Annotated in this window: 25 protein-coding genes and 3 pseudogenes; 11 read left to right on the top strand and 17 right to left on the bottom strand. The window is 58.7% G+C overall.

Annotation, left to right across the window (positions count from 1 at the left end; all coding sequences use genetic code 11):
* Positions 1 to 22 precede the first annotated feature (22 nt).
* From EV286_RS26190 to traC, 5 genes are all read right to left on the bottom strand, one after another.
* Positions 23 to 289 carry a WGR domain-containing protein gene (locus EV286_RS26190; protein WP_132960113.1) on the bottom strand — a complete coding sequence of 89 codons (267 nt, stop codon included), beginning with the start codon at positions 287 to 289 and terminating at the stop codon, positions 23 to 25.
* A 213-nt stretch (positions 290 to 502) separates the two neighbouring features.
* Positions 503 to 646, bottom strand: coding sequence for a hypothetical protein (locus tag EV286_RS26185; protein ID WP_245500835.1), 144 nt, complete (start codon positions 644 to 646; stop codon positions 503 to 505).
* 72 nt (positions 647 to 718) lie between these two features.
* Complete coding sequence (traG, locus tag EV286_RS26180; protein WP_132960112.1) at positions 719 to 2,677, bottom strand: Ti-type conjugative transfer system protein TraG; 1,959 nt, start codon at positions 2,675 to 2,677, stop codon at positions 719 to 721.
* Entirely contained in the window at positions 2,664 to 2,879 is a 216-nt protein-coding gene (traD, locus tag EV286_RS26175) for a conjugal transfer protein TraD (protein ID WP_132960111.1), read from the bottom strand. The genes traG and traD overlap by 14 nt, the downstream gene beginning before the upstream one ends.
* A 4-nt stretch (positions 2,880 to 2,883) precedes the next feature.
* A complete protein-coding gene (gene traC, locus EV286_RS26170; RefSeq protein ID WP_132960110.1) occupies positions 2,884 to 3,171 on the bottom strand; it encodes a conjugal transfer protein TraC in 288 nt (95 codons plus the stop codon).
* Between the two features lie 134 nt (positions 3,172 to 3,305).
* On the opposite strand from traC, the pseudogene EV286_RS26165 reads away from it, so the two are divergent.
* From EV286_RS26165 to EV286_RS32540, 5 genes and pseudogenes are all read left to right on the top strand, one after another.
* Positions 3,306 to 4,331: pseudogene (locus EV286_RS26165) on the top strand (BID domain-containing protein); the annotation flags it as partial.
* Positions 4,332 to 4,432: 101 nt separating this feature from the next.
* Complete coding sequence (traF, locus tag EV286_RS26160) at positions 4,433 to 4,888, top strand: conjugative transfer signal peptidase TraF (protein ID WP_245500841.1); 456 nt, start codon at positions 4,433 to 4,435, stop codon at positions 4,886 to 4,888.
* A complete protein-coding gene (locus EV286_RS26155; protein ID WP_132960107.1) occupies positions 4,878 to 6,038 on the top strand; it encodes a conjugal transfer protein TraB in 1,161 nt (386 codons plus the stop codon). The genes traF and EV286_RS26155 overlap by 11 nt, the downstream gene beginning before the upstream one ends.
* Before the next feature lie 12 nt (positions 6,039 to 6,050).
* Entirely contained in the window at positions 6,051 to 6,671 is a 621-nt protein-coding gene (locus EV286_RS26150; RefSeq protein ID WP_165932940.1) for a TraH family protein, read from the top strand.
* Positions 6,672 to 6,749: 78 nt separating this feature from the next.
* Positions 6,750 to 6,926: pseudogene (locus EV286_RS32540) on the top strand (IS6 family transposase); the annotation flags it as partial.
* 507 nt (positions 6,927 to 7,433) lie between these two features.
* Here EV286_RS32540 and trbI read toward each other — a convergent pair.
* From trbI to trbB, 10 genes are all read right to left on the bottom strand, one after another.
* Positions 7,434 to 8,735, bottom strand: a complete 1,302-nt coding sequence (gene trbI, locus EV286_RS26145) for an IncP-type conjugal transfer protein TrbI (RefSeq protein WP_132960106.1) — start codon at positions 8,733 to 8,735, stop codon at positions 7,434 to 7,436.
* Between the two features lie 12 nt (positions 8,736 to 8,747).
* Complete coding sequence (gene trbH, locus EV286_RS26140) at positions 8,748 to 9,185, bottom strand: conjugal transfer protein TrbH (RefSeq protein ID WP_132960105.1); 438 nt, start codon at positions 9,183 to 9,185, stop codon at positions 8,748 to 8,750.
* Positions 9,186 to 9,187: 2 nt separating this feature from the next.
* A complete protein-coding gene (trbG, locus tag EV286_RS26135) occupies positions 9,188 to 10,000 on the bottom strand; it encodes a P-type conjugative transfer protein TrbG (RefSeq protein WP_132960104.1) in 813 nt (270 codons plus the stop codon).
* A gap of 17 nt (positions 10,001 to 10,017) precedes the next feature.
* On the bottom strand, positions 10,018 to 10,680 hold the full coding sequence (locus EV286_RS26130) for a conjugal transfer protein TrbF (protein ID WP_132960103.1): 663 nt from the start codon (positions 10,678 to 10,680) through the stop codon (positions 10,018 to 10,020).
* A 17-nt stretch (positions 10,681 to 10,697) separates the two neighbouring features.
* Positions 10,698 to 11,879 (bottom strand): P-type conjugative transfer protein TrbL, encoded by a 1,182-nt coding sequence (gene trbL / locus EV286_RS26125; RefSeq protein WP_132960251.1) that lies wholly within the window; start codon positions 11,877 to 11,879, stop codon positions 10,698 to 10,700.
* Between the two features lie 194 nt (positions 11,880 to 12,073).
* Positions 12,074 to 12,874: a P-type conjugative transfer protein TrbJ gene (gene trbJ / locus EV286_RS26120; protein ID WP_132960102.1), complete on the bottom strand. Its 801-nt coding sequence runs from the start codon at positions 12,872 to 12,874 to the stop codon at positions 12,074 to 12,076.
* Positions 12,846 to 15,302, bottom strand: coding sequence for a conjugal transfer protein TrbE (locus EV286_RS26115; RefSeq protein ID WP_132960101.1), 2,457 nt, complete (start codon positions 15,300 to 15,302; stop codon positions 12,846 to 12,848). The genes trbJ and EV286_RS26115 overlap by 29 nt, the downstream gene beginning before the upstream one ends.
* A 10-nt stretch (positions 15,303 to 15,312) precedes the next feature.
* Positions 15,313 to 15,612 (bottom strand): conjugal transfer protein TrbD, encoded by a 300-nt coding sequence (locus EV286_RS26110; RefSeq protein ID WP_132960100.1) that lies wholly within the window; start codon positions 15,610 to 15,612, stop codon positions 15,313 to 15,315.
* Positions 15,605 to 15,985, bottom strand: coding sequence for a TrbC/VirB2 family protein (locus EV286_RS26105; protein WP_132960099.1), 381 nt, complete (start codon positions 15,983 to 15,985; stop codon positions 15,605 to 15,607). The genes EV286_RS26110 and EV286_RS26105 overlap by 8 nt, the downstream gene beginning before the upstream one ends.
* Positions 15,975 to 16,949 (bottom strand): P-type conjugative transfer ATPase TrbB, encoded by a 975-nt coding sequence (gene trbB / locus EV286_RS26100; RefSeq protein ID WP_132960098.1) that lies wholly within the window; start codon positions 16,947 to 16,949, stop codon positions 15,975 to 15,977. The genes EV286_RS26105 and trbB overlap by 11 nt, the downstream gene beginning before the upstream one ends.
* Before the next feature lie 582 nt (positions 16,950 to 17,531).
* Here trbB and EV286_RS26095 point away from each other — a divergent pair.
* The 3 genes and pseudogenes from EV286_RS26095 to EV286_RS26085 all read left to right on the top strand — a co-directional run.
* Complete coding sequence (locus tag EV286_RS26095) at positions 17,532 to 18,245, top strand: Crp/Fnr family transcriptional regulator (RefSeq protein ID WP_245500834.1); 714 nt, start codon at positions 17,532 to 17,534, stop codon at positions 18,243 to 18,245.
* 126 nt (positions 18,246 to 18,371) lie between these two features.
* A complete protein-coding gene (locus EV286_RS26090) occupies positions 18,372 to 18,761 on the top strand; it encodes a response regulator (RefSeq protein WP_245500833.1) in 390 nt (129 codons plus the stop codon).
* Between the two features lie 35 nt (positions 18,762 to 18,796).
* Positions 18,797 to 19,390 (top strand): annotated as a pseudogene (locus tag EV286_RS26085) (transposase); the annotation flags it as partial.
* Here the strand turns inward: EV286_RS26085 and EV286_RS26080 are convergent.
* Entirely contained in the window at positions 19,329 to 20,300 is a 972-nt protein-coding gene (locus EV286_RS26080; protein ID WP_132960097.1) for a recombinase family protein, read from the bottom strand. The pseudogene EV286_RS26085 and the gene EV286_RS26080 overlap by 62 nt on opposite strands.
* Positions 20,301 to 20,589: 289 nt before the next feature.
* Here EV286_RS26080 and EV286_RS26075 point away from each other — a divergent pair, with 289 nt between their 5' ends.
* The 3 genes from EV286_RS26075 to EV286_RS26065 all read left to right on the top strand — a co-directional run bounded on the left by EV286_RS26075 (position 20,590) and on the right by EV286_RS26065 (position 22,975).
* Complete coding sequence (locus EV286_RS26075; RefSeq protein WP_132960096.1) at positions 20,590 to 21,099, top strand: sigma-70 family RNA polymerase sigma factor; 510 nt, start codon at positions 20,590 to 20,592, stop codon at positions 21,097 to 21,099.
* 776 nt (positions 21,100 to 21,875) lie between these two features.
* Positions 21,876 to 22,367, top strand: a complete 492-nt coding sequence (locus EV286_RS26070) for a ferritin-like domain-containing protein (RefSeq protein WP_132960095.1) — start codon at positions 21,876 to 21,878, stop codon at positions 22,365 to 22,367.
* A 227-nt stretch (positions 22,368 to 22,594) separates the two neighbouring features.
* Positions 22,595 to 22,975: a hypothetical protein gene (locus EV286_RS26065; RefSeq protein WP_132960094.1), complete on the top strand. Its 381-nt coding sequence runs from the start codon at positions 22,595 to 22,597 to the stop codon at positions 22,973 to 22,975.
* Positions 22,976 to 23,388: 413 nt separating this feature from the next.
* On the opposite strand, the gene EV286_RS26060 is transcribed toward EV286_RS26065, so the two are convergent.
* Positions 23,389 to 24,288, bottom strand: coding sequence for a sugar phosphate isomerase/epimerase family protein (locus tag EV286_RS26060; RefSeq protein WP_132960093.1), 900 nt, complete (start codon positions 24,286 to 24,288; stop codon positions 23,389 to 23,391).
* Positions 24,289 to 24,296 lie beyond the last annotated feature (8 nt).

Below are 24,296 nucleotides of genomic sequence, written 5' to 3'. Positions count from 1 at the left end.
ATTTCGTTGCGTGACCATGGGCTTAGCCATTCACTCGCTTGTTTCGCAAGACAGTTCCGTATCCGCGACCCCGCTTTTGTCGAAGCAGTTCCAGGAAGAGAACAACAGCATCCTTCTCTCGTTCGAAATGATGGACCAAAATCTGCCCAGCCGTTCCAATTCTTCCCCACCGACGCGTCAATGAGGCTTCGCCGAACAGGTTTGGCTCGATGGACAGCGCATAGAAGCGGGCTATGTTCTTCTTGCGGTCGGTTCGCTCGATATAGAGGTGGTAGCGTTGGGTGATCATTACGACAGGATCGCGCGTCGAAGCTCGAGCGTCCAACGACAGTTTTGAATCGGTTGCGGGGCATCGATTCATATTGGTGAACGGTGTAGATGCTCGCACTGGGCGGTCTACCTCCGGCGTAAGGCTCTATTCGCGGGGCGAAAGAAGCAAGCAAGCCGTCTTCGCCCATTCGGGTGACGATCCTCCCGCGAATGATCCGAGGCCTCCCCTTGGTCAATATCCGATATAGCCGAGAACATCGCCGCCACAATACTCCCCGTGGTGATCGGCATGCGCGATCACGTCACCGGTCTCGCCATCGACCAGGGTGTGCGATCCGCACTCCGCACTACGGCGCGGATATGGTGACGGGCGCATTCCTCAATCGCCTCTTCGGCGGTGACATTTGCCTCGCAAGCTTCCCAGTATCGCATCGCGGTCTCCAACCATTCAGTCTTTTTGATTGGCGCCTTGCAATGTGTCGTCAGCGACGTTGCCGTTACTCTGGAACTGGTTCTCACCGACGCAGGATTTCATGTCTGCGCGCCGGAACCAGATTGCTCTGCCGCACCTCAGCGGCGCGTTGCCGGCCGTGAATACGATCTGCTCGTCGGCACGCATCCGCAGCACCTCATGCGGCTGGATCAGCGGTCGTGAGGCCAACTGCTTCGATCGCGTGCGCGAGGATCCGCGGGCCTGGAAACTGCGGCTGACCTGATCGATCTCAACCGTCGTCGTACCACAACAGCGCGAGATGTAATCGGCGGTTTCGGGATCGTTGATCGCCGCGAACGAGATCCAGCTGGCGCTCTCGAACCATTTGCTCGACGCGTCGCGCCCACCATAGGTTTCGCGCAGCTGGCCAATCGACTGATAGATCATCGTCAGGCTGATGCCATACTTGCGGCCGGCGTCTCGTGCCGTCTCAAGGATCCGCATATAGCCGAGCCTTGCCACCTCATCGAGAAGGAAGAGTGCCCTGCCCTTCATCGCGCCGTCGCGATTGTAGATCGCGTTGAGGAACGATCCGATGATCACGCGTGCAAGACCGGCATGGGTCTCCAGTGTCTTCAAGTCGATGTTGATAAAGACGTCGGTCTGACCTTGGGCCAGCGCGTCAGTCGTGAAACTCGATCCCGACACCAAGGCGCCATAATTGGCGTAGCTCAGCCAGTGGGTTTCCTTGATCGCGTTCGCGTAGACTCCGGAAAACGTCTCTGGCGTCATGTTCACGAAAGCGGCGACGTTCTCCTTCACAAAGTCCGATTCCGAATTGTCGTAGATTTCCTGCAAGCGCTGGCGCAGTTTCGGCTCGGGTTCGGAAAGGTTGGCTCGCGCCTGGCGCAACGTCTGTTGCTCCTTCGGCGTATGTCCAGAGAGGCAAACGTCGGCGATGATCGCCGTCAGAAGCTGCAGACCGGAGGCCCGGAAGAAGTCGTCGCGGACACCACTTGCGCGACCGTTCTCGCTCATGATCCAGGATGCAACCGACGCAATGTCTTCTTCCCTCGTGCCGCCATATTTTCCGATCCAGTCGAGTGCATTGAAACCGGTCGATGGCTGGCGCGGGTCGAGGATCCAGACACGACGTCCGGCGCCTTCCCGGTGCTTCCACACCATGGGGGCAACCTCGTTTGAAGGATCTAGGACAATGAGGGGACCGCCCCATTTGAGCGCCGTCGGGATCGTAACGGACGTCGTCTTGAAACCGCCCGATCCGGCAAAGACGATGCCATGCGAGGAACCGAAAGAACCATCGAAGCACAAGAGCGGAGACCCACCCCCACCGCCCCAAGTCTCTTTGTTGTCAGCACGGAACGTGGTCGCCGCAACGCTGTCGCGGTCTACGCGATACCGTTCGCCGACGACGATCCCACCAGCGTCGGGGAAGAGTTTTTGAGCCTCCGTGAGCTTCATCCAGTCGGCCTCGCCATGCAGCGCACGCTTGCCCCCGATCCGCTTCGGCGCTGCACGGGCGAAGGCGGCGCTTCCGACTATTGCGACACGCAAGGCAAAACACCCTGCGACGAGTGTCGCAGCCGCGCCGATCATGATCGCGGGATCGGCGTAGGAGAGCGCTGCGCGACCTTCCGGCACATGTCCGGAAAGTGCAGCAAGTCGTATCGCCTCCCTCGCAAGAGCGATCAGCGAGACACTGGCGCTACCAATGCTTGCGCCCCAGCCCACGGCTCGAATGCTCGCCGACCCGGCAGACGCAAACAGAATGAGGATGCCGACGACCGCAGCGGTGAGATAGGGAGCTGCGATGCCGGATCTTCCCAGTATGAGCTTTGCCGTCAGCGTTCTTCCGAAGCCCGCAAGCCACGTCTCAATGCCCGTCATGGCGACGGTGACAACGATCATCAGTGCGACCGGCACGATCGCCAGCGCAATCCTAATCGCCGTCATCGCCGAATGCCTCCGCCCCGATCGTCATCAATCGTTCTCTTTTACCGGGATCCGCTTTCAGGCGGCGGCCGAGCTCGATAAGGGCGCCGAGTAGCAATGCCCGTTTCTCGAAGCGAAGTCCTGCCTTCACGATCAGGCCACCGAGCGCGCATTTCTTGTGCGCGTCCTTTTTTCGGGCGTTTGTTGCCGTGGTCCGTTGCATGCGCTCAAGCCTCGCTACCGCTGCCCTCAGCCGTGCCAGCTGTGGCCGGCGACGTTCGCGAATGGCCGGCCCCTCCCCCTTTCCTTCCGGTGGAGACGGCTTCACCTCCGCGAAACCGTTTGACCAGATCTTCGAACGCCGCCTCAAGATCTGCCTCCTCGACCTCGATGTCGCCCAGTCCTGCCTTGAAAGCGATGCGGCCGATACGTTCGGCTTCCCTTGTCTCAGCTTGCCTTAGCTGTTCCTGCAGCCTGGCTATTTCTTCGCAGATTTTTGCAGACGGCTTCTTCATTTGCCGTTTGTCCTTTCATGTGCTCTCGATTCCGAACAGCATGAAAGTCAGCAGATCGACGTGCCAATCTACTGACAGAAATGCGAGTTGGCGCAGCCAACGCCTTTGCAGATGATCCCGGCCGATCCGAAGGGCTCGATTATGCCGGCGGCAGCCCCTATCGCCAGGCGCTGCGATCTGCCGAGGCACGCGGCCTTCACCTGATGAATGTCGCGCGCACACTGGTCCGAGACCGGCTTGAATGGACAGTGAGTCAGAAGCAGAAGCTCGTCGATCTCGCCGGCCGGCTCAGGGTTATCGGTGCCAAACTCGGTCTTCAGACCAGCGCTTACCAGACAGTTTCCAACATCGCAAAGGAGGCAAAATCGATGGTATCGGGTGTCACCAAATTCCCGAAAACGATCGACCAGACTGTCGGCGACAAGCTCGCGGCCGATCCCGCGCTGAAGGCGCAATGGGAGGAGGTATCGACGCGGATCCGCAAGGTCTACGCCCAGCCCGAGGCCGCCTTCAGGGCCGTCAACGTCGACGCCATGCTGGCGAATGACGAGGTCGGGAGATCGACGATCGCGAAGGTCGCCGCCGACCCTGAAGCGTTTGGAGCCATCAAGGGCAAAATGGGTATGTTCGCCAGCCGCGCCAACAAGGCTGATCGCAAGCGCGCTCTCAACAATATCACGGCATTGGCGAGCAGCCTGAGCGACTATCTACGCCAGCGCGGCGGTGCAGAGCGGCGCAATCAGGCCAAGGAACTTGCCGCCCGCCGAAAGGTCGCCGCGGAAATTCCGGCACTATCCTCGGGCGCCAAGACGGTGCTCGAGCGCGTCCGCGGCGCTGTCGATCGCAACGATCTTCCGTCCAGTCCTGAATATGCGCTTTCCGACAAATTGGTGAAGGCGGAGCTCGAAGGTTTTGCAAGAGCCGTCGCCGAGCGCCTCGGCGAACGAACATTCCTCCCGCTAGCAGCAAAAAGCGCTGATGGGGAGGCCTTCCCCAGGCTCACAGAGAGTATGAGCACGACACAAAGGAGCGAGGTGCAATCGGCCTGGACTTTGATGCGCACCGTGCAGCAACTGTCCGCCCACGAGCGGAGCGCCATCACGCTCAAGCAGGCAGAGAGCATGCGCCAGTCTAAGTCCCAAGGGCTGACGCTCAAATGACATGTCCGTCGAACAAAATTGGCGATCTCAGGGACCGCCGTCAGCGACGGACGTGGAGCGCGGCGCTTGTCGCGTTCCCGCTCTCCGTTGCGGGCATCGGTATGCTGGGCTACCGCATCAATCTCACCCCGAGCGAGCCGCTCGGTCTTTGGCGCATCGTCACCCTCAACCTGCCGGCGACCGTTGGCGATGTCGTGTTCATCTGCCCGCCGCAGACTGCAGCCATGAAGGATGCCCGTGACCGAGGTTATCTCAGATCCGGCCTTTGCCCCGGCGGATACGCACCACTGATCAAAACCATTGTCGCCACTGAAGGCACCCGTCTCGTCATCGACCGGTCCGTGACGATCGACGGTCGTGCTCTCGCTCATTCCGATGTCAGGACAATAGACGGTTCGGGTCGGACGCTCTTCGCGTTTGCCGGAAGCTCGGTGCCCGCCGGTGAGGTCTTTGTTCATTCGCCGTTTGTTGCCTCCTTCGACTCTCGATATTTTGGGCCAATCCCCGCATCCGGCATTCTCGGCCGTGCCGAAGAGGTGCTGACTTTTGCGCCGTGATCAGGGCCGCATCGCACTCCTGCTGCTCGGCTCTCTCGCGGTTGGCCGGCTTGGCTGGAGCGGACATGTTTTCCTATTGCCTGCAGCGACGTTCTTTCCGGCGATCTGGTCATTGGCGAGAACCCGAAAGCAGGCCGCGGCTTGCTCAGCCGTCTACTTCCTCGCCGCGGCGCGCGGACTGCCCCAGGGTGTCGCCACCTACTATGCGGCGGATCTCCTGCCGGGACTGCTCCTCTGGCTTGCCGCCTCGTCTGGCTTCGTATTCGTGCATGCGACGCTGTGGACGAAGCGTCCAGGTCTGTGGAGGCCGCTGTTCTATGTTGCCGCGGCCGTGCTGATCGCCGTTCCACCGTTTGGAATCCTCGGCTGGGCGCATCCGCTGACGGCTGCTGGTATTCTGTTTCCCGGATGGGGCTGGCTCGGTCTGGCGGCCACCGCAACCGGCCTTGCGGTCATGACGACGCGCCTCCGGCCGGTTGCTGCCATTGCTTTTGTTGGCTTCTGGCTCTGGTCTGCCGCGCAGTGGACACAGCCGGTGTTACCTGCGTCGATTCGGGGTGTCGACCTGCAATTAGGGTCCTCTCTCGGTCGAGACAGCAGCCTTAAGCGCCAGCAGGAACTCATTGCCAATGTTCGTTGGCAGCCGGCTGAAGCCATTGTGCTTTTGCCGGAGAGCGCAATTGGCTTCTGGACGCCGACTACAGAGCGGTTCTGGCAGCAGCAACTGGCTGCAAGCGAGCAGGTCGTTATCGCCGGCGCGTCGGTGATCGACAACGACGGCTACGACAATGTGCTGGTTCGCGTCAGCGGCACCGGCGGCGAAGTCATCTATCGCGAACGCATGCCGGTGCCAGGCTCGATGTGGCAGCCGTGGCGGCCGCTCCTTGGCCAGGTCGGTGGTGCGAGGGCGCATCTCTTCGCCAATCCTGTCGTTGTCGTGGGCGCGCAGACGGTCGCGCCACTAATCTGCTATGAGCAGCTCCTCGTCTGGCCGGTTATGCAGTCGATGCTCCACGACCCCGATGCCATCATCGCGGTCGGAAATGGCTGGTGGACCATCGGGACGTCGATCATCGACATACAGAAGGCCAGCACAGAAGCCTGGGCGCGGCTCTTCGATAAGCCTCTCGCATTTTCCTTCAACACCTGATCGGGTAACAAAATGATCGACGCAGTTCTGATTGAAAGATGTGCCGACCCATCCCTGACGCCCGCGATCGTCGAGCAGTTCGTCACCGTCGCTGGTGCGGAGGATCCATTGGCGCTCACCATCAAGTCGGATGGTCGCCTAGTACTGATACCGAAGCTCCAGACACCGGATGAGGCCTTTGCGGTGCTGCGCAAGTACCTCGGAAAGGCAGGGGTCCGGGTTGGAATCACGCAGCTGCCCGCGGGTATCGGCGTCACGGATGACTCACAAGTTGATGCTTCACTGTTCATCGCATGCACGAACCTCAAGACAGGGACAGCAATGTTTGCCAAGGTCGCACGCATCGTCACCCGGTGGTATGGAAGTCCGACGAACAAGGATATCCTGCCGCAAATGGTTGACGATGCGATCTACGCCTGGAAGACCGGCTACTTTGAGGGGACTGAGGTGTTTCGGGCGGCGGATCCCGGTGGAGCAACGTTCCTGCCCGGAAGGGGCACGAGGCGAAATCCTCCCGACAATCAGAGCGAGGAGGCACCAGTAGCTGCGGTCGAGGAAGAGCGCGTTGGCGAAGAGCCGATCGGTGCGGCCGAAATGCGGATCGATCTTTCCCGAATAGGCGGGCAGAAGTGATCCGTGCGGCGATGTCACAAGGCGCGGGCTTAATGGTTGCCGGATAGATGGTTGGTGTGAGCGCACTGACCATCAGCTCGGGAACGGATGATGCAAGGTCTCCGATCAGCCGACGGACTACAATGCTTTACAGCGATCTTCTCCGCCCTACGAAATCTCTTCGTAGTGCCACCGGGACGCTCTGCCCTTGCCGCATATGTCTCTCGCGTCCGCGCACTGGCTCACCGGAGGGCCGTGACCGATGCATCGGCGTGATTTGAGTACTCGCCCCCCATTACGCCTAGTGTCAAACAACGTGACATCGCGGATGACGATTCAGTTGGCATCGCTAGAGAGCGCCTTTGATTAAATATGGCCTAGAACGATTTCTCGCAAAGGAAGACTTGTCTGCGCTCCTGGTTGTGTGCAAGCGAGCGACCCGCTTCTCCGGAAACGCGCACTTTCGAACTTTTCTTCATGCCAGCCTTCGAGCCGTCCTATTGAGATTCGGCGCAAAGGAAAATTGGAGGATACGCTGCACGCGAGGTCGTAGGTGCGGATTGCGCCTCGACAATTTCTGATGCGTCAGACGTTGTCGGAGCGCCAGCGGAGGTCACGGGTGTTTCTCGCCTTTACTCCCCACGTAACACACATGCTTTCTCGCCGCGAAAGCATACGCTTCGGTCTGATAAACGAGGGCGTGGCAAGAGCCTTCAGCCGGCAATGGACCGCCAGAACGACCTGCAACCCGATCCGGGAATCGAGCAGATCTGCAGCATCGACCTAGTTTCTCCTGTATGCGGAGGGGAAGATAATGTCCTGGTCGACAAGGACATTGAACTTGTAACCGGGCCTTATCTGGATCATCGGCTGCACATTGAGATTCTTTGAGATTGTTTGCTCTGCGACCCGTCCGAACGAGTCCGCGAAATTTCGCCGGGCGGCGTCCGAGGCGGTATCCTGTGTCGCCAGCGTCGAGCTCTCCGGCATCGACATGTCGATGCCCGTTCCGATCAAGGCAACGAGCGCCGCCGATCCAAAGGTGCGCCAAAGGTGGCGATCGACCTTGTCCTTGAAGCCGCCGTAGCCTTCGGCATCCGTACCGGCCATCCCACCGATCTGCAGGGTCAATCCGTTCGGAAAGATCAGATCCGTCCAGACGACGAGGGCGCGCTTCTGCCCGAACGATACGTTGGAGTCATAACGCCCGAACAGTTTCGCCCCCTGTGGGATGAGAAGTCGGTAGCCCGTCGCGCTGTCATAAACGTTCTGGCTGACCTGCGCCGTGATCCGTCCAGGGAGGTCGGAATTGAGGCCGGTGATCAAAGTAGCGGGGATGACCGATCCGCGCTTCAGCTCGTAGAGCGACAGCTGCGGCACAACCTGGTTAGGCAAATAGCCGAGATCCTTGATATCCTGATTGAAAAAATCCTCTTTCGATGTCTGGCCATTAGGATCAACGTTCTGCCCCAACAGTCCGGATTTCATCGCCTGGGCATACAGATCGGAAGCGCTACCCAAAGTCAGGCTCGACGGCTGACGGGTCTCTGATGTCGATTGCGCGGCCGCCTTTTCGACATCAGAGATATCGACTTTGAGGGGTGAATCGAGCGCGGTCGCCCTTGCCTGAAGCTGAAACATCCGCTGGCGCTGCGCCTCGCGAAGAAACTGCTCGTCCTGCTCCCGTCTCAGCCGGGCTCTCCATTCTTCCTCGCTTTCGAGCCGTGGACGGCGATCCTGTCGGTCGTCCACTCGCGGTTCGACGACGGGGATCTGCTTTTCCTCCTTTGGTCGGACCGCCGGCGTCGGCGGAAACATGTCCTGGCGGTCCGGCTCGCCGATAATGCCATCGGACACGCCCCGCTTGAGCTGGTCCCCGAAACTCGTCGCCGGTGCGCTTGAGCGACTGTCGAGATCGTTGCCGCGACTGAAGGGAAGGCCACGCCAGGAAAGACCAATGACGACGACGCCTAGAAACAGCACGACAACGGCGATGGCGATGACAATGGGAAGCCGATTGAGGCGACGCATGCCGTGCTGATCGGTGCTGCCACCCGAGCCGCCGAGCTGAAGCGATTGGACCATGGCTTTCTCCGCTCAGTTGCGCTGCATGATCGACAACGGACTTGCCGGGGTCGCGCCAGTCGCGGTCGGCAAGTAGGCCCGTCCGAGTGCAATCGATGGCGTCGTCAGCCGCGCAAGCACCTGACCGTCGATGGTGTCGATCGACCAGGCAAGCTCGGTCGGTCTCTGATCCTTCGACACCTTGCCATCGGTGATGATCGAGTAGCCCCAACCCTTCAGGGCTGCCTCGAGCGCGCTGGCGTAGTCGGAATCGTCCTTGTCCATCTTGATAGTGGTTGTGGCCGCAGCGCCGATCTGTTCTGCGAGCCGGCTTGCCATGTCACCAGCGATGGCACTCGCCGCGCGGCTGGTCACAGCGACTGGCGTGGCGCTGGTGGTGAGGGCGTCATCGGCAGTTTCACAGCCAGAGGCCAGTGCGGCGATAAGGAGGAAAGCAAGGAGCCGGGGCATCGTCAGTCGCCCCGCCGGATGGTGATCTTCTGCTGATGCCATCCGACCCCGGAGACGAGAATGGCCTCATCGATTGCATAGTCGACGATCATTACGTCGTTCTTCATTCGATAGTTGACGATGCGATTTTGACCGCCTGAGACAACGAACAATACCGGCGCGTCCTGACCGGAGATCGATTTCGGAAACTGGATGTAGGTCTTGACGCCGTCGGAATAGACGCGCTTCGGCCGCCAGGACGCCCCGCCGCTGACCGAATAGGAAAAGTTCAGTTTGTCCGGAGCACTGCCCGGCAATCCGCTAGCCTCCAAGCGAGCGTTGATGTCGGCCAGCTTCGTCGATGCATCCTCCGGATATTCGAAGCCGACACGGGCCATATACTGGGTTGGGCGGGACTTGAGCTGGATGTGATAGGTCCGCCGTGACGTAGTCACCACCATCGACGTGACCAGCCCCGGTTCGGAAGGTTTGACAATCAGATGGATCGCCTGGCCGCCGGTCGCGCCAGAGGTGGCGGGCTCGACCTTCCAGCGAACGGTATCGCCGACCAGCACATCACGGACGATCTCTCCGCCCTGCAGCTCGATATCGCAGACCTGGAGCGGCGAGCAGACGACGGACGGTTGGGTTTCTCCAAACAGAAAGATCACCTTCCCGTCCGGACCGGTCGTGACCAGGCCTGGGGTTCCACGCCATTTCTGGGAAATGGCTGTACCCTTCGCTTCATTGGCAGTCATGCTCTGCGCGACGGCGCCATTGCCAAGGGCAAGGCCCGCCATGCAGCTAGCCGCCGCAATCATTCCTATAATCTGCATACTTGAATTCCCCTGCCCTAGAGCTGTGCTGTCCAGTCGAAATCCCGGACGTAAAGGCCGATCGGGTTGAGCCGGATGATCGCCTCATCCTGCGGTGCGGTCAGTGTGACCGTCGCGATGCCACGGAAACGGCGGGTCCCGGCTTCCTTGCCCTTACGGTCGCGCTCATACTCCGTCCAGTCGATCTGGTAGGTCTGGTTCGACAGCGCCACGATGTTGTTGACCTCGATGGCGACGGTTGCGGTCTTCGCCTTCTCGAAGGGTGAGTTGCCGCGGAACCAAGCGTTGATCTTTTCCGTCGACGGGTCCGATGTCCGCAGCAGGGCATAGGTCCGGTCGATATATTGCTTCTGCACCACGGCGTCGGGCGTGATCGACCGGAAGCTGGTCACGAAGTTGCCGAGCGTGGCGCGAACCACGCGGACATCGGCATATTCGATCTGCTGAGGGAAGCCGGCGGTCACAGATACGCCCAGCTTGTCGACTTCAACGATGTAAGGCACCAGTTTAACCTGGGTACTGAGATACATGGCATAGCCGAAGCCGATCACCGCCATGGTCAGTCCGAGGATGCCGACGATCCGCCAAGCGGCAGCCGCCTTCACATAGGTGCCATACCGCTCGGACCATTCCTGGCGGGCAGCAAGGTAGGGATTGTCGGGGGCGCGGTTGGCTCCCATGGATGTTTGCCTCGTTTCTATTGTTTGTCGTTGTGTTCAGGGGGTGCTTTCGGCGCGCTCTGGCCGGTCCGGTTTTCATCGAGCCTGGCGTTCGCAAGCCCAAGGATCGAACCGGCATAAGCGCCGGGGGAGCCGATCGCTTTTTCCTTTGCCGCGGACGCCACTGCACGGCCGGCTGAGCCTATCCCGGCACCCATGCCTCGAATTGCTGCGCCGGCGAACGAGGATCCGGCCGAACGGGCCACTTGCCCCGCCGCGAAGCCTGCGCCAACGGCACCGGCGCCGCTAAAGGCGCTGCCGGCGGCAAAGGATGCTGCGTGGCCGCCGTGGCGGATGGCTTCCATCCCGCCTGAAACGGAGACTCCCTGGACAACGCCCTGAATGATGTTTGGCACATATATCGCGATGATGAAGACGACGACCGATATGCCGGCAATCGCAAGCGTTGTGATGAACTGATCTGTGTCAGCCGTCGGCGCCCCGGCCAGCCCGAGCAGCACCTGCGATCCGATCCTTGCGATCATCACGAGGGCCATGAGCTTCATGCCGACACCGAAGGCATAAACGAGGTAGCGGATCGCGAAGTCCTTGGTATAGGACGACCCGCCAAGACCAAGCATGATCATGCCGGCGAGCAAGCCCACATACATCTCGACCATGACGGCCACGAAGATCGCCGCAACGAGCGAAAAGCAGATCACAACGACGCCCATTGCCAGCACCGCGGCGATCGCGAGCGCGTTGTCTTCGAAGACGCCGAACTTGGCCTGCTGCGACATCTGCGATGCGACACGAATGCCCGCGTCGAAGACCTCGGCCGGTGAAGCCGAGCCGCCGCCTGCGCCAATTTGGAAAAGGCTGTCGACCACGGCCCGCGCAAAGGTCGGCCCTTGGCTGAGTACGAAGGCGAAGAAACCGATGAACATGATCCGCCGCACGAGCTCGGCAAACCAGCTGTCGAGCGACGCCGCCTGAATGGCGAGCCATACAGCCGCGACGCCCACTTCGATCGCCGCGAGGATCCAGAACAGGGACGTTGCCGCCTCCGTGATCGCGGTCTGCCAGTCCTTCGCTGAGGCGGAAACCTGGTTTTCCAGCTCGGTCAACACCTGGCCATGTTGAGCATATGCGGGGCCGGCGAGCGCAAGGCAAATAAGCGCCGTAGCAAGATAGGTCCGTATAAGATCGCGCTTTACCATCGCGGCCGCATCTCCCGTCCCTTTTTTGATCGGAGTCAGATCTTTGCTTGAAGCAAGGAACTTCTTCTGCGCCACCCGCTGCTCCCTGCGCATCCATGTGTTGCCGGGGATGTCGAGCCTGATGGCCAATGTGGTTGCCGTTGGAACGGCCACCGACGGTGCGAGCAGCAAGATGACAGCAAGAAAGGCGGGGCTCACCAGCGTGGCTCCATTTTCTGACCTTGGGGAATGGAATCGAACTCCGTGTTGAAGAATTTCTCCCGCCGCGCCTGCGCGAGATCCTCGTCAGCCTGTTTCGACTGGAGCCACGTCCCCATCATGGTCATCTGCTGGGAGACGAGGCCGCGAAGCTTTTGCATCTGGGCGACCTGCTGAGCGGCAATCTCATGGCCCACCTGCAGGGCCTTCATCTGTCCATCGGCCGACTCGGACATGGACCGTAGCGAACTCATCGTGCTCTCCTCAGTATCGAATTGATCGGCGGTCAGGCTCGCTGCCTTCAGGGTGCTGGCGATGGTTTCCCGGTTCGTGGCGGACCAGGACTGGTAGGTCGAAGAAAAGCTGTCGGAATTCGGCAGATCGGTCTGTAGGTCAGCATAGCTTTTGAAGCGTTGCTTCAGGAGATCATCGGCGTTGCTCATTGAGAACGCGATGCCTTGCCCCTGATCCACGACATTGCGAAGCCGATCGAGATCGGCTTGGACCTCGCCCCATATATGGTCAGGGAGCTGCGTCGTGTTTTGCAGCATGTTCTGATAGATCTTCAGCTGGTTCTCGATCTGCGTCGCAAGCTGGCCTATCTGGGTCAGCTGATTGTCGACCTGCAAGCCTGAGCTCTTCATCAGATCGATCAGTTGGGCATTGTTTGCGAGCTGCGTGAACTCGGTTGCGTTGCCAGTCGCCGCACCGGCGATGGCGTCAGTTGATCCAAGACCCACTGCGCAGGCCAGCAGTCCGCCAAGCCATCTATGCGAAGTTGAGGTGCGAAGCGGCATCCCGGACTCCTCTCGTCTCAAGCCAACGGATAAGCCAATCACCGCCATGCTCGGCTTTCAGTTCGCGAATGCGTCTGAGATCTTCTTTGCCGGACGCACCGACGAAGCTCAGCGCCACAGGTCCGAGCGACATGTCGAACAGCCGCCGTCCCTCCGAAGTCGCGACGTAATATTCGCGCTTCGGGATCGCGCCTGAGACGATCTCAATCTGCCGATCATTGAAGCCGATCCGCTCATAGAATTCCCGCGTGCCAGGCTCGGCGGCGGCGCCATTGGGCAGGCAGATCTTTGTCGGGCAGGATTCCTTGAGGACATCGATAATGCCGGAGCGTTCGGCGTCGGAGATCGACTGCGTTGCCAGCACGACGGCGCAATTGGCTTTTCGCAGCACCTTCAGCCACTCACGTATTTTGCTGCGGAAGACCGGGTGGCCGAGCATGAGCCATGCCTCGTCGAGAATGATGAGACTTGGAGAGCCGTCCAGACGCTTTTCGATCCGGCGGAAGAGATAGGTCAGGACCGGGACGAGATTTCGCTCTCCCATATTCATGAGATGCTCGACCTCGAAGCACTGGAAGGTCCCGAGCGTCAGTCCGTCTTCTTCCGCGTCAAAGAGCTGGCCCATTGGACCGTCGACGGTAAAGTGATGCAGGGCATCCTTAATCTCGCGCATCTGCACGCCGGATACGAAGTCCGAAAGCGAGCGGCCCGGAACATTCGCCATGAGACCGATTTGACGGGAGATGGCATTGCGATGGTCAGGGGAAATCGTGACGCCCTGCAGGCCGACAAGCATCTCGATCCATTCGGCGGCCCAAGCCCGATCGCGGTCGGTGGAAAGGTCGGAGAGCGGGCAGAAGGCAAGCGCGCCGCCCTGCTCGTCACCATCGCCACCGATCTCGTGGTGATCGCCGCCGGCTGCCAAGGTCAAGGGGAGCAGCGAGTTTCCTTTGTCGAAGGCGAAGATCTGAGCACGCTCGTAGCGCCGGAACTGTGCCGCGATGAGGGCGAGTAACGTCGATTTGCCCGAGCCCGTCGGACCGAAGATCAGCGTGTGACCAACGTCGCCGACATGCAGGTTCAACCGGAAAGGGGTCGAGCCGCTGGCGACCTGCATCAGCGGCGGCGAGTTAAGTGGATAGAACGGACATGGGGCGACCGGATTGCCCGACCAAACCGAGTTCAGCGGGATGAGATCGGCGAGATTGCTGGTGTTGATCAGCGGTTCGCGGACGTTGCAGTACCAATTACCGGGGAGGCTGCCGAGGTAGGCATCGGTGGCATTGAGCGTTTCGATCCGCGCGCCAAACCCTTCAGCCTGAATGAGCCGGCGTATCGCCTCTGCCTTCTCACGCAGGGCCTCGCGATCCGCATCGAAGAGGACGACGACGGGGGTGTAATAACCGAAGGCGACAAGCTGCGACGAAGCCTGGGCGATCGCATCCTCGGTTTCGGCAACCATCATCATGGCATCCTGGTCGACCGAGCGGCTTTGCGTCTGAAACAACTGGTCGAAGAAAGGGCGCACTTTCTGTTGCCATTTCTTCCGCGTGCGTTCGAGCTTCTGCCGCGACTCCTCGGCGTCGAGGAAGATGAAGCGCGACGACCATCGATAGGTCAGCGGCATCAGATCGAGGCTGTTGAGGATGCCGGGCCAGCTTTCGGACGGCAGACCGTCGATCGCGACAACGCTCAGGAAACGGCTTTCGATTTTCGGCGTCAGGCCATGTTCGAGCTCCGCGGTCGCGATCCAGTCCAGATACATGGGAATGTCGGGCAGCCGGATCGGGTGGCTCTCGCCGGTGATGCAGAAACGGAGGAACTGCAGAAGCTCGTCATAGCGCGCCGCGCGTTCCCCTCCCCTCCCCAGAACCTCGCGCGTTTCCATGCGCCGGATCGACAGGGTGTTGGCGAGGTATTGCTCGATCTCGCGGATCGCATTCTTGAATATGAAGAGGACCGTGTCGGCGTAGGACTTCTTGCGGCTCTCTTCGTCTGAATAGATGTATTTGCTGAGTGCCGTCTTCTTCGACTCGAGCGGCCGGTAGGTCAGGATAACCGCGTGCTTGCTTTCAAAGTGCCCCTGCTCGCGCCCGAAATGCGCCCGACGTTCAGCATCGATCGCCCTCGTGACAGGATCGGGGAAGTGGCACCGATCCTCCAGCGGATAGTCGACGGTTGGAATGCGGATTGCCTCGACCTGGATCATCCAGCCGCTTCCGAGCCGTGACAGGATGGCATTGATCTGCCGCGCAAGTTCGTTGCGCTCGATGTCGGTGGCGCTTTCAGAGTCCGGACCGGCAAAATACCAGCCGGCCATAAGGCTTCCGTCCTTTAAGAGGAGAACACCGTTATCGACCAGACCGGCATAGGGCACGAGATCGGCAAATGACGGACCGCTGGCCCGGAAACGCTTGAGGGCGACCATGCCTTCCTCCTCAATACCGGCGCCAGGGAGAGGCAGTCGGCCGGTAGTGGGGCTTGTAGGAAATGTGCCGCACATAGACCTGCCGCATGAGCGGATCGGATTTAGCCATCATCCGAAGCACGCCGACGACGACGATCCAGACCGATACCCCGAGTAGTGCCGAGTAGACTGTCAGGACCACGAAGATCAGGATGACGGCTGCCAATCCGGTTATCAGCGTCAGTTCGCGATCTGCGCCCATCAGGAGATTCGGACGGGACAGCGCGCGATGAATACGATTGCGGTGGAGCCTGGGAGTGGTCTCAGCCATGGATCCGCTCCCCTCCTCCATTCGGTGTCTTCACCGTCATCTGGCGGTCTGTCTGGCCGATCGACGCGCCGGTCGCCCCGAACAAACCGACAATTGTCGTGGCTCCGAGAAGGATACCGGCGACCAGTACGACGTACACCAGCCTTCGGGCGAAATCGTTGAGCTCGCCGCCAAAGATCAGCATGCCTCCGGCAATAGCCACCGCCGCAAGCGCGATATATCCCGCGACCGGACCCGTTATCGACTCCTGAATCTGCTCAAGCGGGCCCTCCCAAGGCAGGCTTCCACCGGAACCGGCAAGCGCCGGTGAAGCGACGAGGATCCCTCCTGTTGCAAGCAGGCAAAGCAAAATGGGTTTCCTACTAGGCTGCATTGCGTGGCTCCTCGACATAAGGCGCGATCACATAGTGCCCTTCCGCAAAACGGGCGACGCGAAGCATCTCCAGGACACGACGCCCAGTCGGTGTTCGCTCCATGTAAATGATGAGATCGACGGCGTCGGCGATAACCGCTTGCATAGGTTGGTGACTTGCTTCCGCTGTTAGCTGTTCGAGGCGCTGAAGCGCCGAACGCGCATTGTTCGCATGGATCGTGGCAATGCCGCCGGGATGGCCGGTATTCCACGCCTTCAGAAGAGTAAGTGCCGCGCCGTCGCGAACCTCCCCAACGATTATGCGGTCAGGTCGCATCCGCAACGTGCTCTTCAGCAGGCGAGACATGTCGGCCGTATCACTTGTGCGAAAGCAGACGGCGTTTTCAGCGGAACAGCGGATCTCGGCGGTGTCCTCGAGGATTACCAGGCGTTCATCAGGCGAATGGGCGACCATCTCCAGTATCACGGCGTTCGTGAGGGTGCTTTTTCCGGAACCCGTGCCACCGGCTACCAGGATGTTCAGCTTTGCAGCAACGGCGCTACGAATTGCTGCCGCCTGCATTGCGGTCATCGCGTTGTTCCTCACATAGTCGTCCAGAGAAAAAAGATGCGAGGCACGCCTGCGGATCGTAAATGCTGGTCCGGCAACGACGGGTGGTAGTAGGCCTTCAAAGCGGTGTCCGCCGATTGGCAGTTCGCCCGAAATGATTGGCCGTTCCGGGTCAACCTGCGAGTTGAGCACATGGGCCACGCTACCGATGATCGTTTCAGCAGACTCGCTTGCCATCCTTCCGGCGAGTGTCATACCCAGGCCCAATCTCTCGATGAAGAGTTTTCCGTCCGGATTTAACATGATCTCAATGACGCTCGGATCGTCCAGTGCATCACACAATCGCTCTCCCAGAGCGCCTTTGACCTTGCTGACCAAGCGCGGAAGCGAGCGTCGACGAGGGTCCAGAGTCATGCCTCGATCATTCCTCGTGATGGGCCGCTGTTGCCACGCTGGACAGGGCGGAAGGCGCATGATGACCGCATTTCACCGTATGACGCTGGTTCCATTGTACAAACCTTCTGTGTTGAGCAGCACGGGGAGGTTCGCACGGCTGTATGCGCCACATCTAGTCGCACAAATGTCAGCGATGGTGTTTGGCTAACGGCATCAGCGCGAAGGCCGACGATCGATTCCACCGCATCGTAACCGGGTCATCGCGAGTGCCGACTACAGTTCACCCCCGTAGGCGGGAACATAAGCCTTGGTTGTGTTGTTAGAGAGTTTCTTCTGATAGCGACAACAAATCCGGAGACTTTATGGTGCGGCACGAGCCTCTGACGAGGGCCCCCAATACAAGCGACAAACACAGTTGTGTTGGGTTCCTGGCCGATACATGCGAATCATCAGACGAAGGGACAATTCATCCTTGCCTTGGGCAGGTCGCCTGCGGTCTGCCTTTTTTTCGTGGATTGACATTTAAGACCAGCTCGCACCTGTTGCCATGTGGTTTGCGCAGCAGGGCGTTTCGTCCCATTTCCTGCGGGCGCTAAGGCGATGGACGCAATAAGCTGCCGAAGCGACAATTTCCTTCTAGGCGCTATGGACGGCGATGCGCTCGATTTTATTCGGCCAAGCTTGGAGCGGGTTACTCTTGGTCGATCTTCGATATTGTTAAAACCGTCCACATCCGCCGACTACTGCTACTTTCCGGTGTCCGGTTTGGCCTCCATTGTTATCTCGTCGCGGAGCGGGAACTCAAGCGAGGTGGGTATCGTCGGCCGTGAAGGCGTGATCCCCATTGCACCCCTCTGCGAAAGTGGACGGTCACCCTTCAAAATCCTTATGCAAATCGAGGGAGACGCCTATCGCGTTCGACTGCGGACCCTTGTTGAACTCGCGCGGTCCAACAACTCAGCGCGAAGCCTGTTTAATCAGTATGCTCAGTCGTTTCTGCTGCAGGCAGCCTATACCGCCTTAGGTAATGCCATTCAAACGATCGAAGAGCGTTTGGCGAGGTGGATTCTGATGTGCCAGGACCGACTTCGGGACGAACGGATACCGGTAACACATGAATTTCTATCTCTGATGCTTTCTGTGCGCCGTCCGAGCGTGACCGTTGCACTGCATGCCCTGGAGGGAAGACGTCTCATAAGATCGGAGCGCAATCTAGTCGCCGTGCGCAGCCGTAGCGGTCTAGAAGCGTTTGCTTCAGATTCTTATGGCTTGGCCGAGCAGGAATATTGTCGCCTTATCGGTGAGTTTCGATAGTCCCGGGTGTTGCTTTTTCGGGCAGGCGTCAAGTAACGCGTCAGCGGACCATATCCGACTTGACGAGGCATTCTCCATCGCCATCTAGTCGGCAACCCGCGCGCAACAACCGTGGAGAATGGCATCTTGACCGACCACCACATCTACAGCAAAGAGTTTGCTAACAAGCGCATTTTGATCGTCGAGGATGAATATTTTCTGGCTGACGAAACTCGTCGCAAGCTCCAACAGCTGGGGGCCAAAGTGGTGGGGCCGACTGGCGGGGTCCAGCACGCACTCGACTTGATCGAGGAAGAATTTATCGACGCCGCCATTCTTGACGTTCATCTCGATGGTGAACTTGTTTTTCCTGTCGCGGAGCGGCTGGAGGAACTTCGCATACCTTACGTGTTTGCAACGGGATACGATCCGACAATCGTGCCTTTGAGCTTTGCCGGTTTTGTGCTCTGCGAGAAACCCATTGAACTCGAGAATATAGCGAAAGCGCTTTTCGGACCAACCATTTCCGACCACTGAATTCTGGACTCTATGGGCCGACGCAAAGACACGATCACAGCGATCATCTGCCGCTCTATCGCCAGGCGCAGATCATGAGCCGCCAGGGCGTTGATCTCGACCGCTCAACACTCGCCGACTGGGACGGTCGGGCTGCTTTCGAACTGCGCCCGGTCTTCGACGCCTTGCTTGCCGACCTGAAGCGGTCGACGAAGCTGTTCATGGACGAGACCCGTGCGCCGGTGCTTGATCCCGGTTCCCGTAAAACCAAGACCGGATACTTCTGGGCGCTGGCCCGTGATGACCGACTGTGGGACGGAGGTGCGCCGCCGGGGGGAGCCTTACCTACCTACATCGCCAAATACTGGGACGGTCTTTGCGTCTTCCTGACCGACGGCCGCATCGAGATCGACAACAATAGCGTTGAGCGGACCATCAGGCCGATAGCGCTAAACCGAAAGAACGCTCTCTTCGCCGGTCATGACACGGGAGCGGAGAATTGGGGGACCATCGCATCGCTCGTCGAGACCTGTAAGCTCAACGCCGTCGATCCATTTGGCTATCTCACCAGCACACTAACGGCCCTCGTTAATGGTCATAAGCAGAGCCAAATCGCGCATCTCCTGCCTTGGAACTACCTGGTGGGCTAGACGGTCGGCCCGAGGTCGTTGTCCGGCGGCGAGGTAGAGCTTGCCTCCGTTTTACTTTTTTCCAGAGCGAATCCGACACAATCCGAAGCGTCGGTAGCTCTTGAATGATATGTTGCTCTGGCGAGTTGAGCCGAGACACTCGGCGTTCGCTCACTGGGTTCTTTCGGTACACGAGCCTGTTGAACACCAGCCGACCGATGTACATCTGATTATTCAGAATTCCGCTACCTCTTCGCCGGTGTCCCCGGATCGCCGTTCCTCTCCAAGCCTGCCCGCGAGGGCCAGGTATACCCTGCCCATTGAGGATTTCTGCAATGGCGTCGGGACTTAGGCCCTTCACATATTGCTCGAATATCCACACGATCACAGCCGCCTCGGCGGCAATGATCTCCCTCAGGCCACGGATAGGTTCTCCGTCCGCTCCAATCATCTTTTTGATCGAGTAGCCATAACAAATGCCGCCGGGAACTCGGCCCGTCTTCGCTACGGTCTTCATGCCTTCCCTGGTTCGATATCGAACCTGCTCAAGCATCTCGCTATTCAGGACCGCCCTCAGGCCAAGCTCCATAGCTGACACCTGAGAGCCGCCGTGCACGGTCCAAAGTTCAATGTCGTGGAACTGGAGCAGCTTCAACACTTTAGCGCTGTGTTCTAGGTCTCGCGACAGCCGGTCAAGCGTAAGGCAAAGCAGGACATCGTAGGCACCCACTCGCGCCCCTGTCAGCGCAGCCTGAAGACCTGGCCGTGTTTCGAAACTAGCGCCGCTGACGCCAGCATCAACATATGTCCCGCTCAGCTTCCAACCGCGCTCCGCAACAAATGAAGCCCCCAGATCAAGCTGGGTTTCGATTGAAGCTGGGTTCTGTTGATCTGTTGAATACCGCGCGTAAACGACCACTCTCTTGCACATATTGGCCTCCCGATAACAATGGCAGGTCAAGGTATCACGACGCACATGTGCTCAAGTGTTTGTCGACCTCTGCAGTCTTCAAAAGTTCGGTCAAGGTGTGAACGGTGCTGCGCTTACAGACTTTGTCAATTTAAGCGACCCGCCGTGACTGCATTGAGCGAGCGTCATTACTCAACACGCCGACGCGTATGCTGTCGCGGGCCTTTGTGTCCGATACCGTACGAAGTCGTTATTGTCGGAACAATCGAACCGATTCAGCTTTTCCCTGCTGATGCCAGAGGAAAAGTCCATGCTAAAGAATGCGATGAGAGGTTCGCTTTGCGATGATGTCGTGGAGCTCATTCCCGCCCTAAGAGCCTTTGCGCGGCGTTTCCATCGGTCGCAGAGTGACACAGACGACCTTGTTCAGGAAACATTATTAAAAGCTTTGTCGCATCTCGATCATTTTCACGAAGGTACACGTCTCAAATCCTGGCTCTTTACTATCATGCGCAACACGTTCTGCACGCGCTACCGACGGGCCTTGCGAGAGTCGCCGGCTCCTCACGAGGGCCTCGATCCCCTGGGAGCTGTCGACGCGGTACAGGAGTTGGCAATTCATGCTCACGAGGTCGAGGCGGCATGCACCCGTTTAGCGGAGCCGTATCGCACAACCTTGGAACTCGTCGCGATTGAAGGCCGCAGCTATGAAGAAGCTGCGAAGTATTACAACTGCGCGGTAGGCACAATTAAAAGCCGAATGAACCGCGCGCGCCGGCAGTTGGCTGTCGAATTGGCTGATAAGGCGCTTGAACATTAAGCGTGCGGCGAGGGCGCGCACGTCTACCAAGGTGAACAATCTGTAACGATTCGCATCGTGCTTCGTGGTGTGGCGCTGGTGCTACAGGTAGCGCATCCTAGTTCTTGCGCAAACGTCTGACTGACCGATGTCATTCGTTTTGCTGACTCGCGAGGCTCTCGAGCAAATGGAACGTCCGCGGTTTTCAAGTGTTAGGGATCGATCCGCCCTGGGGATGCGCTACAGGCTCTTCGCAATTCGGAGATAGGTTGAGGGAATGACAGATCCAAGAAAAGATCCGATCGTGACACCGGCAGACTCATCCGGCGAACGAAAGACGAAACTTCGAGGCGTCCGCGCTGGATTTTTCACGATTCTCGCTGTCGCGGTGGTGGCATTTGCATTGTATGGCTTCTTCGTTCTTTACGGAATCGCGGCTTCATAGAAGCACTCGACTCTTGGCCAAGCCAGGGAGTGGCGCATCAAGTTCAAGAGCAACTGACGATAACATCTGCCGCAGAAGTAGATCGACACCCCAAGATTCCCTACTCGGCGCCCGAAGTACCGGAGCGCTTTCGGCCAGACTTCGATGTGCGTTTGCCTCTTCGACCAACTGGATTTGCTCAGGGCCAGAGCTGCGGGACCGTCATTTCCTCATGTGCCTGCGGTAATTGAGACCTGAGTTTACGACGGCTTCGGGCAAAACATCTATTCGGCAGTGCCACACTTCAGTTTGCGGGAACAAGGCGCGTCGGTGGGAGTTTTCGAACGGCATCAATCGCCACAAGGAGGACACCATGGCAACCGGAAAGACACTCGACGATCTGTTCCTCGATACACTCAAGGATATTTATTACGCCGAAAAGCAGATCTTGAGAGCACTGCCCAAGATGGCACGGGCTGCGCAGTCGCAGGAAGGTAAATCAGGATTTCTCCAACATCGTGACGAAACCCAGGGCCAGGTTGAACGCCTGGAACAGGTTTTCGAAATGCTCGGCAAACCTGCACGAGGAAAAACGTGTGAGGCGATCCAGGGTATCATCGCAGAGGGCGAAGAAATCATCGAGGAATTTAAGGGTTCCCCGGCGCTTGACGCCGGATTGATTTCGTCCGCACAAGCAGTGGAACACTATGAAATTGCTCGCTACGGCACACTAATCGCTTGGGCAAATCAACTAGGCTTAACCCAAGCAGTCCCTCTTCTTAAGCAGAACCTCGCCGAGGAAGAAGCCACCGATAAAAAGCTGACACAGCTTGCGGTTTCTGCGGCCAATGCCAAGGCCGCTTAACTCGCCGTTTCCGAGGCGGCCGCTTGATGCGGCCGCTTCTCAAACGTCTCATCGGCTTGGAGAAAAACCAGGACACCATACCACTATCCGGCTTTTAAAGTGCTGACGGAATAATGCGGTTCGTAATCATGCCGGAATCCAGCCGATAAGGAACACAAATGTCGCGCTTGCTATCCGACAGGTGATTAAGTTTACCCTGCGGAGGCCAAGCAGGAGAGGAGGTTCAGTTGCTCAATCGAATTGCCTTGGTGGCTTGCCTTTTTGCACCGGGCGTTGCTCTCGCTCAATCACTGGCGCTTGAAAACACCTGCCAGACAGTTGCAAAGAACTTTCTTTTATCCGACCGGCTCGCGGTCGGTATAATTCAATCCTTTCCAGAATTGAAGCCTGCGGGCGTCCGAATGACCTATTCCACACGTGAGGGCGCGACACGGGGCGACATGGCCGATACGTTTGAATGTGAATTTGACGCCGCCGAGCCGCCGTATCATCTCACTCGTTTTTGCGTATCCAATACTTGCTATTCGCCCAAGGAGCAGGACGGTGAGCGAAAGCGGCGTTTCGAGGAAGTACGCATACTTCTGGAGCGGTCGGGAAAACAAAAATGACTGCCTTGCCGATGGGCAACAATCCCATGAGTCGGCCAGTCCATTTCAAGGCTTCGAGACGATCCGCGCCTTCAACTCGTCCGGCCAGTGCCGGTGAACCTCACGTCCAGGATTCCTGATCGTGAAGACCTCCAATGTACTCTCCATGGAGAAACTCCCGTTGCTCCTCCATGGATAGGCGATCACAGGGCGGAGGCAGTTACAAAAGTCTTAGCAGCCCTCGCGCTGAACGCGTATGGCGGAAAGCCGAACGCTGGAACGATCTTGTCCCCGACATCTATGGAATTGGCTCTGGCGTCATTTTGCTAACCTGTAGATGCCTCGATCCGCCGGCCAATCGTGCAGCAGATCTAGCGGCATCAGGAACCGGTTTCATGGCCCACCCGTAGTGTCATCCCAGGTGGCGCCAGCCCTCAGGCCGACGGTACCTGGGCATTCGTTACCAGTTCGGCCTTGATGCGCGCGGTTTCCAACCCAAGTTCAATGAACTGGCGAGCATGCCCGGCCAACGCGACGTTGTCATCCCAGAGATTTCTCCAGATCGCGGTCTTCAGCGACAGATCCTTGTCGACGATGGCCGTAGAAAAAGATTCGAACGCGACATAGTCGTCCCATCCGACAGCGACAAGTGCATCGAAGAACGCGGCAAAATCGATATTGCCGGTTCCAAGATAGCCGCGATGGCTTTCACCGATGTGGATGTAGCCGATCTTGTCGGCAGCGTTGCGGACTGCCAATCCGATATCAGCCTCTTCGATGTTCATGTGGAAGGTGTCAAGATGAAGGAAGACGTTCGAGGCTCCCGTGTCCTTGATGTAAGCCAGCCCCTGCGCGGCCGTATTGAGCATATTGCTCTCAAAGCGGTTCACGATCTCGAGGTTGAGAGTAACACCAGCGTCTCTTGCCCTATCGGCAACTTTTGAAAGCGTCTCGACGCTCCTGTCCCATCCTTTACGGGAAAGCGCGTGTTCCTGCTTGCCGTGAGATGAACTCAGGATACCGGCAAGCTTTGTGCCACCAAGATCGCGAACCAACGCGACGGCCCTGTCCAGAATGGCTTCGCCATTGGCGACCACCGAATGATCTTCGCTCGATATGTCGCCATCGCTCGGGAGGCCCATACTCACGGCGACGTCCAGGCCAAGTTCCTGGATGCGGGAAGCGAGCCACTTCACGTCGACCAGCTTAGGATCGAGGTAGGAAAATTCTACTAATTTGAATCCGAGTTCGTGGGATCGCTGGAGAGTTGTCTCAAGCTCGTCTTTGGAGGAGCCCGCACTCCAGACGAACGAGTGGACACCGATTTTGGACATTGAACGAA

This window comes from Rhizobium sp. BK251 (genome assembly GCF_004345245.1).
In the GTDB taxonomy this organism is placed as follows: domain Bacteria; phylum Pseudomonadota; class Alphaproteobacteria; order Rhizobiales; family Rhizobiaceae; genus Rhizobium.
This window is presented reverse-complemented; position numbering and strand designations above follow the sequence as displayed.

Coding starts and splice junctions, on each gene's coding strand:
- traG (WP_132960112.1), bottom strand. CDS start 2,677: ATGACGGCGATTAGGATTGCGCTGGCGATCGTGCCGGTCGCACTGATG.
- trbB (WP_132960098.1), bottom strand. CDS start 16,949: ATGACTCTGGACCCTCGTCGACGCTCGCTTCCGCGCTTGGTCAGCAAG.
- trbG (WP_132960104.1), bottom strand. CDS start 10,000: ATGCAGATTATAGGAATGATTGCGGCGGCTAGCTGCATGGCGGGCCTT.
- trbL (WP_132960251.1), bottom strand. CDS start 11,879: ATGGTAAAGCGCGATCTTATACGGACCTATCTTGCTACGGCGCTTATT.
- EV286_RS26190 (WP_132960113.1), bottom strand. CDS start 289: ATGATCACCCAACGCTACCACCTCTATATCGAGCGAACCGACCGCAAG.
- traC (WP_132960110.1), bottom strand. CDS start 3,171: ATGAAGAAGCCGTCTGCAAAAATCTGCGAAGAAATAGCCAGGCTGCAG.
- EV286_RS26150 (WP_165932940.1), top strand. CDS start 6,051: ATGATCGACGCAGTTCTGATTGAAAGATGTGCCGACCCATCCCTGACG.
- traD (WP_132960111.1), bottom strand. CDS start 2,879: ATGCAACGGACCACGGCAACAAACGCCCGAAAAAAGGACGCGCACAAG.
- EV286_RS26110 (WP_132960100.1), bottom strand. CDS start 15,612: ATGGCTGAGACCACTCCCAGGCTCCACCGCAATCGTATTCATCGCGCG.
- trbJ (WP_132960102.1), bottom strand. CDS start 12,874: ATGCCGCTTCGCACCTCAACTTCGCATAGATGGCTTGGCGGACTGCTG.
- EV286_RS26130 (WP_132960103.1), bottom strand. CDS start 10,680: ATGGGAGCCAACCGCGCCCCCGACAATCCCTACCTTGCTGCCCGCCAG.
- trbI (WP_132960106.1), bottom strand. CDS start 8,735: ATGGTCCAATCGCTTCAGCTCGGCGGCTCGGGTGGCAGCACCGATCAG.
- traF (WP_245500841.1), top strand. CDS start 4,433: ATGCTGGGCTACCGCATCAATCTCACCCCGAGCGAGCCGCTCGGTCTT.
- trbH (WP_132960105.1), bottom strand. CDS start 9,185: ATGCCCCGGCTCCTTGCTTTCCTCCTTATCGCCGCACTGGCCTCTGGC.
- EV286_RS26070 (WP_132960095.1), top strand. CDS start 21,876: ATGGCAACCGGAAAGACACTCGACGATCTGTTCCTCGATACACTCAAG.
- EV286_RS26075 (WP_132960096.1), top strand. CDS start 20,590: ATGCTAAAGAATGCGATGAGAGGTTCGCTTTGCGATGATGTCGTGGAG.
- EV286_RS26060 (WP_132960093.1), bottom strand. CDS start 24,288: ATGTCCAAAATCGGTGTCCACTCGTTCGTCTGGAGTGCGGGCTCCTCC.
- EV286_RS26080 (WP_132960097.1), bottom strand. CDS start 20,300: ATGTGCAAGAGAGTGGTCGTTTACGCGCGGTATTCAACAGATCAACAG.
- EV286_RS26185 (WP_245500835.1), bottom strand. CDS start 646: ATGCGCCCGTCACCATATCCGCGCCGTAGTGCGGAGTGCGGATCGCAC.
- EV286_RS26095 (WP_245500834.1), top strand. CDS start 17,532: ATGGACGCAATAAGCTGCCGAAGCGACAATTTCCTTCTAGGCGCTATG.
- EV286_RS26115 (WP_132960101.1), bottom strand. CDS start 15,302: ATGGTCGCCCTCAAGCGTTTCCGGGCCAGCGGTCCGTCATTTGCCGAT.
- EV286_RS26105 (WP_132960099.1), bottom strand. CDS start 15,985: ATGCAGCCTAGTAGGAAACCCATTTTGCTTTGCCTGCTTGCAACAGGA.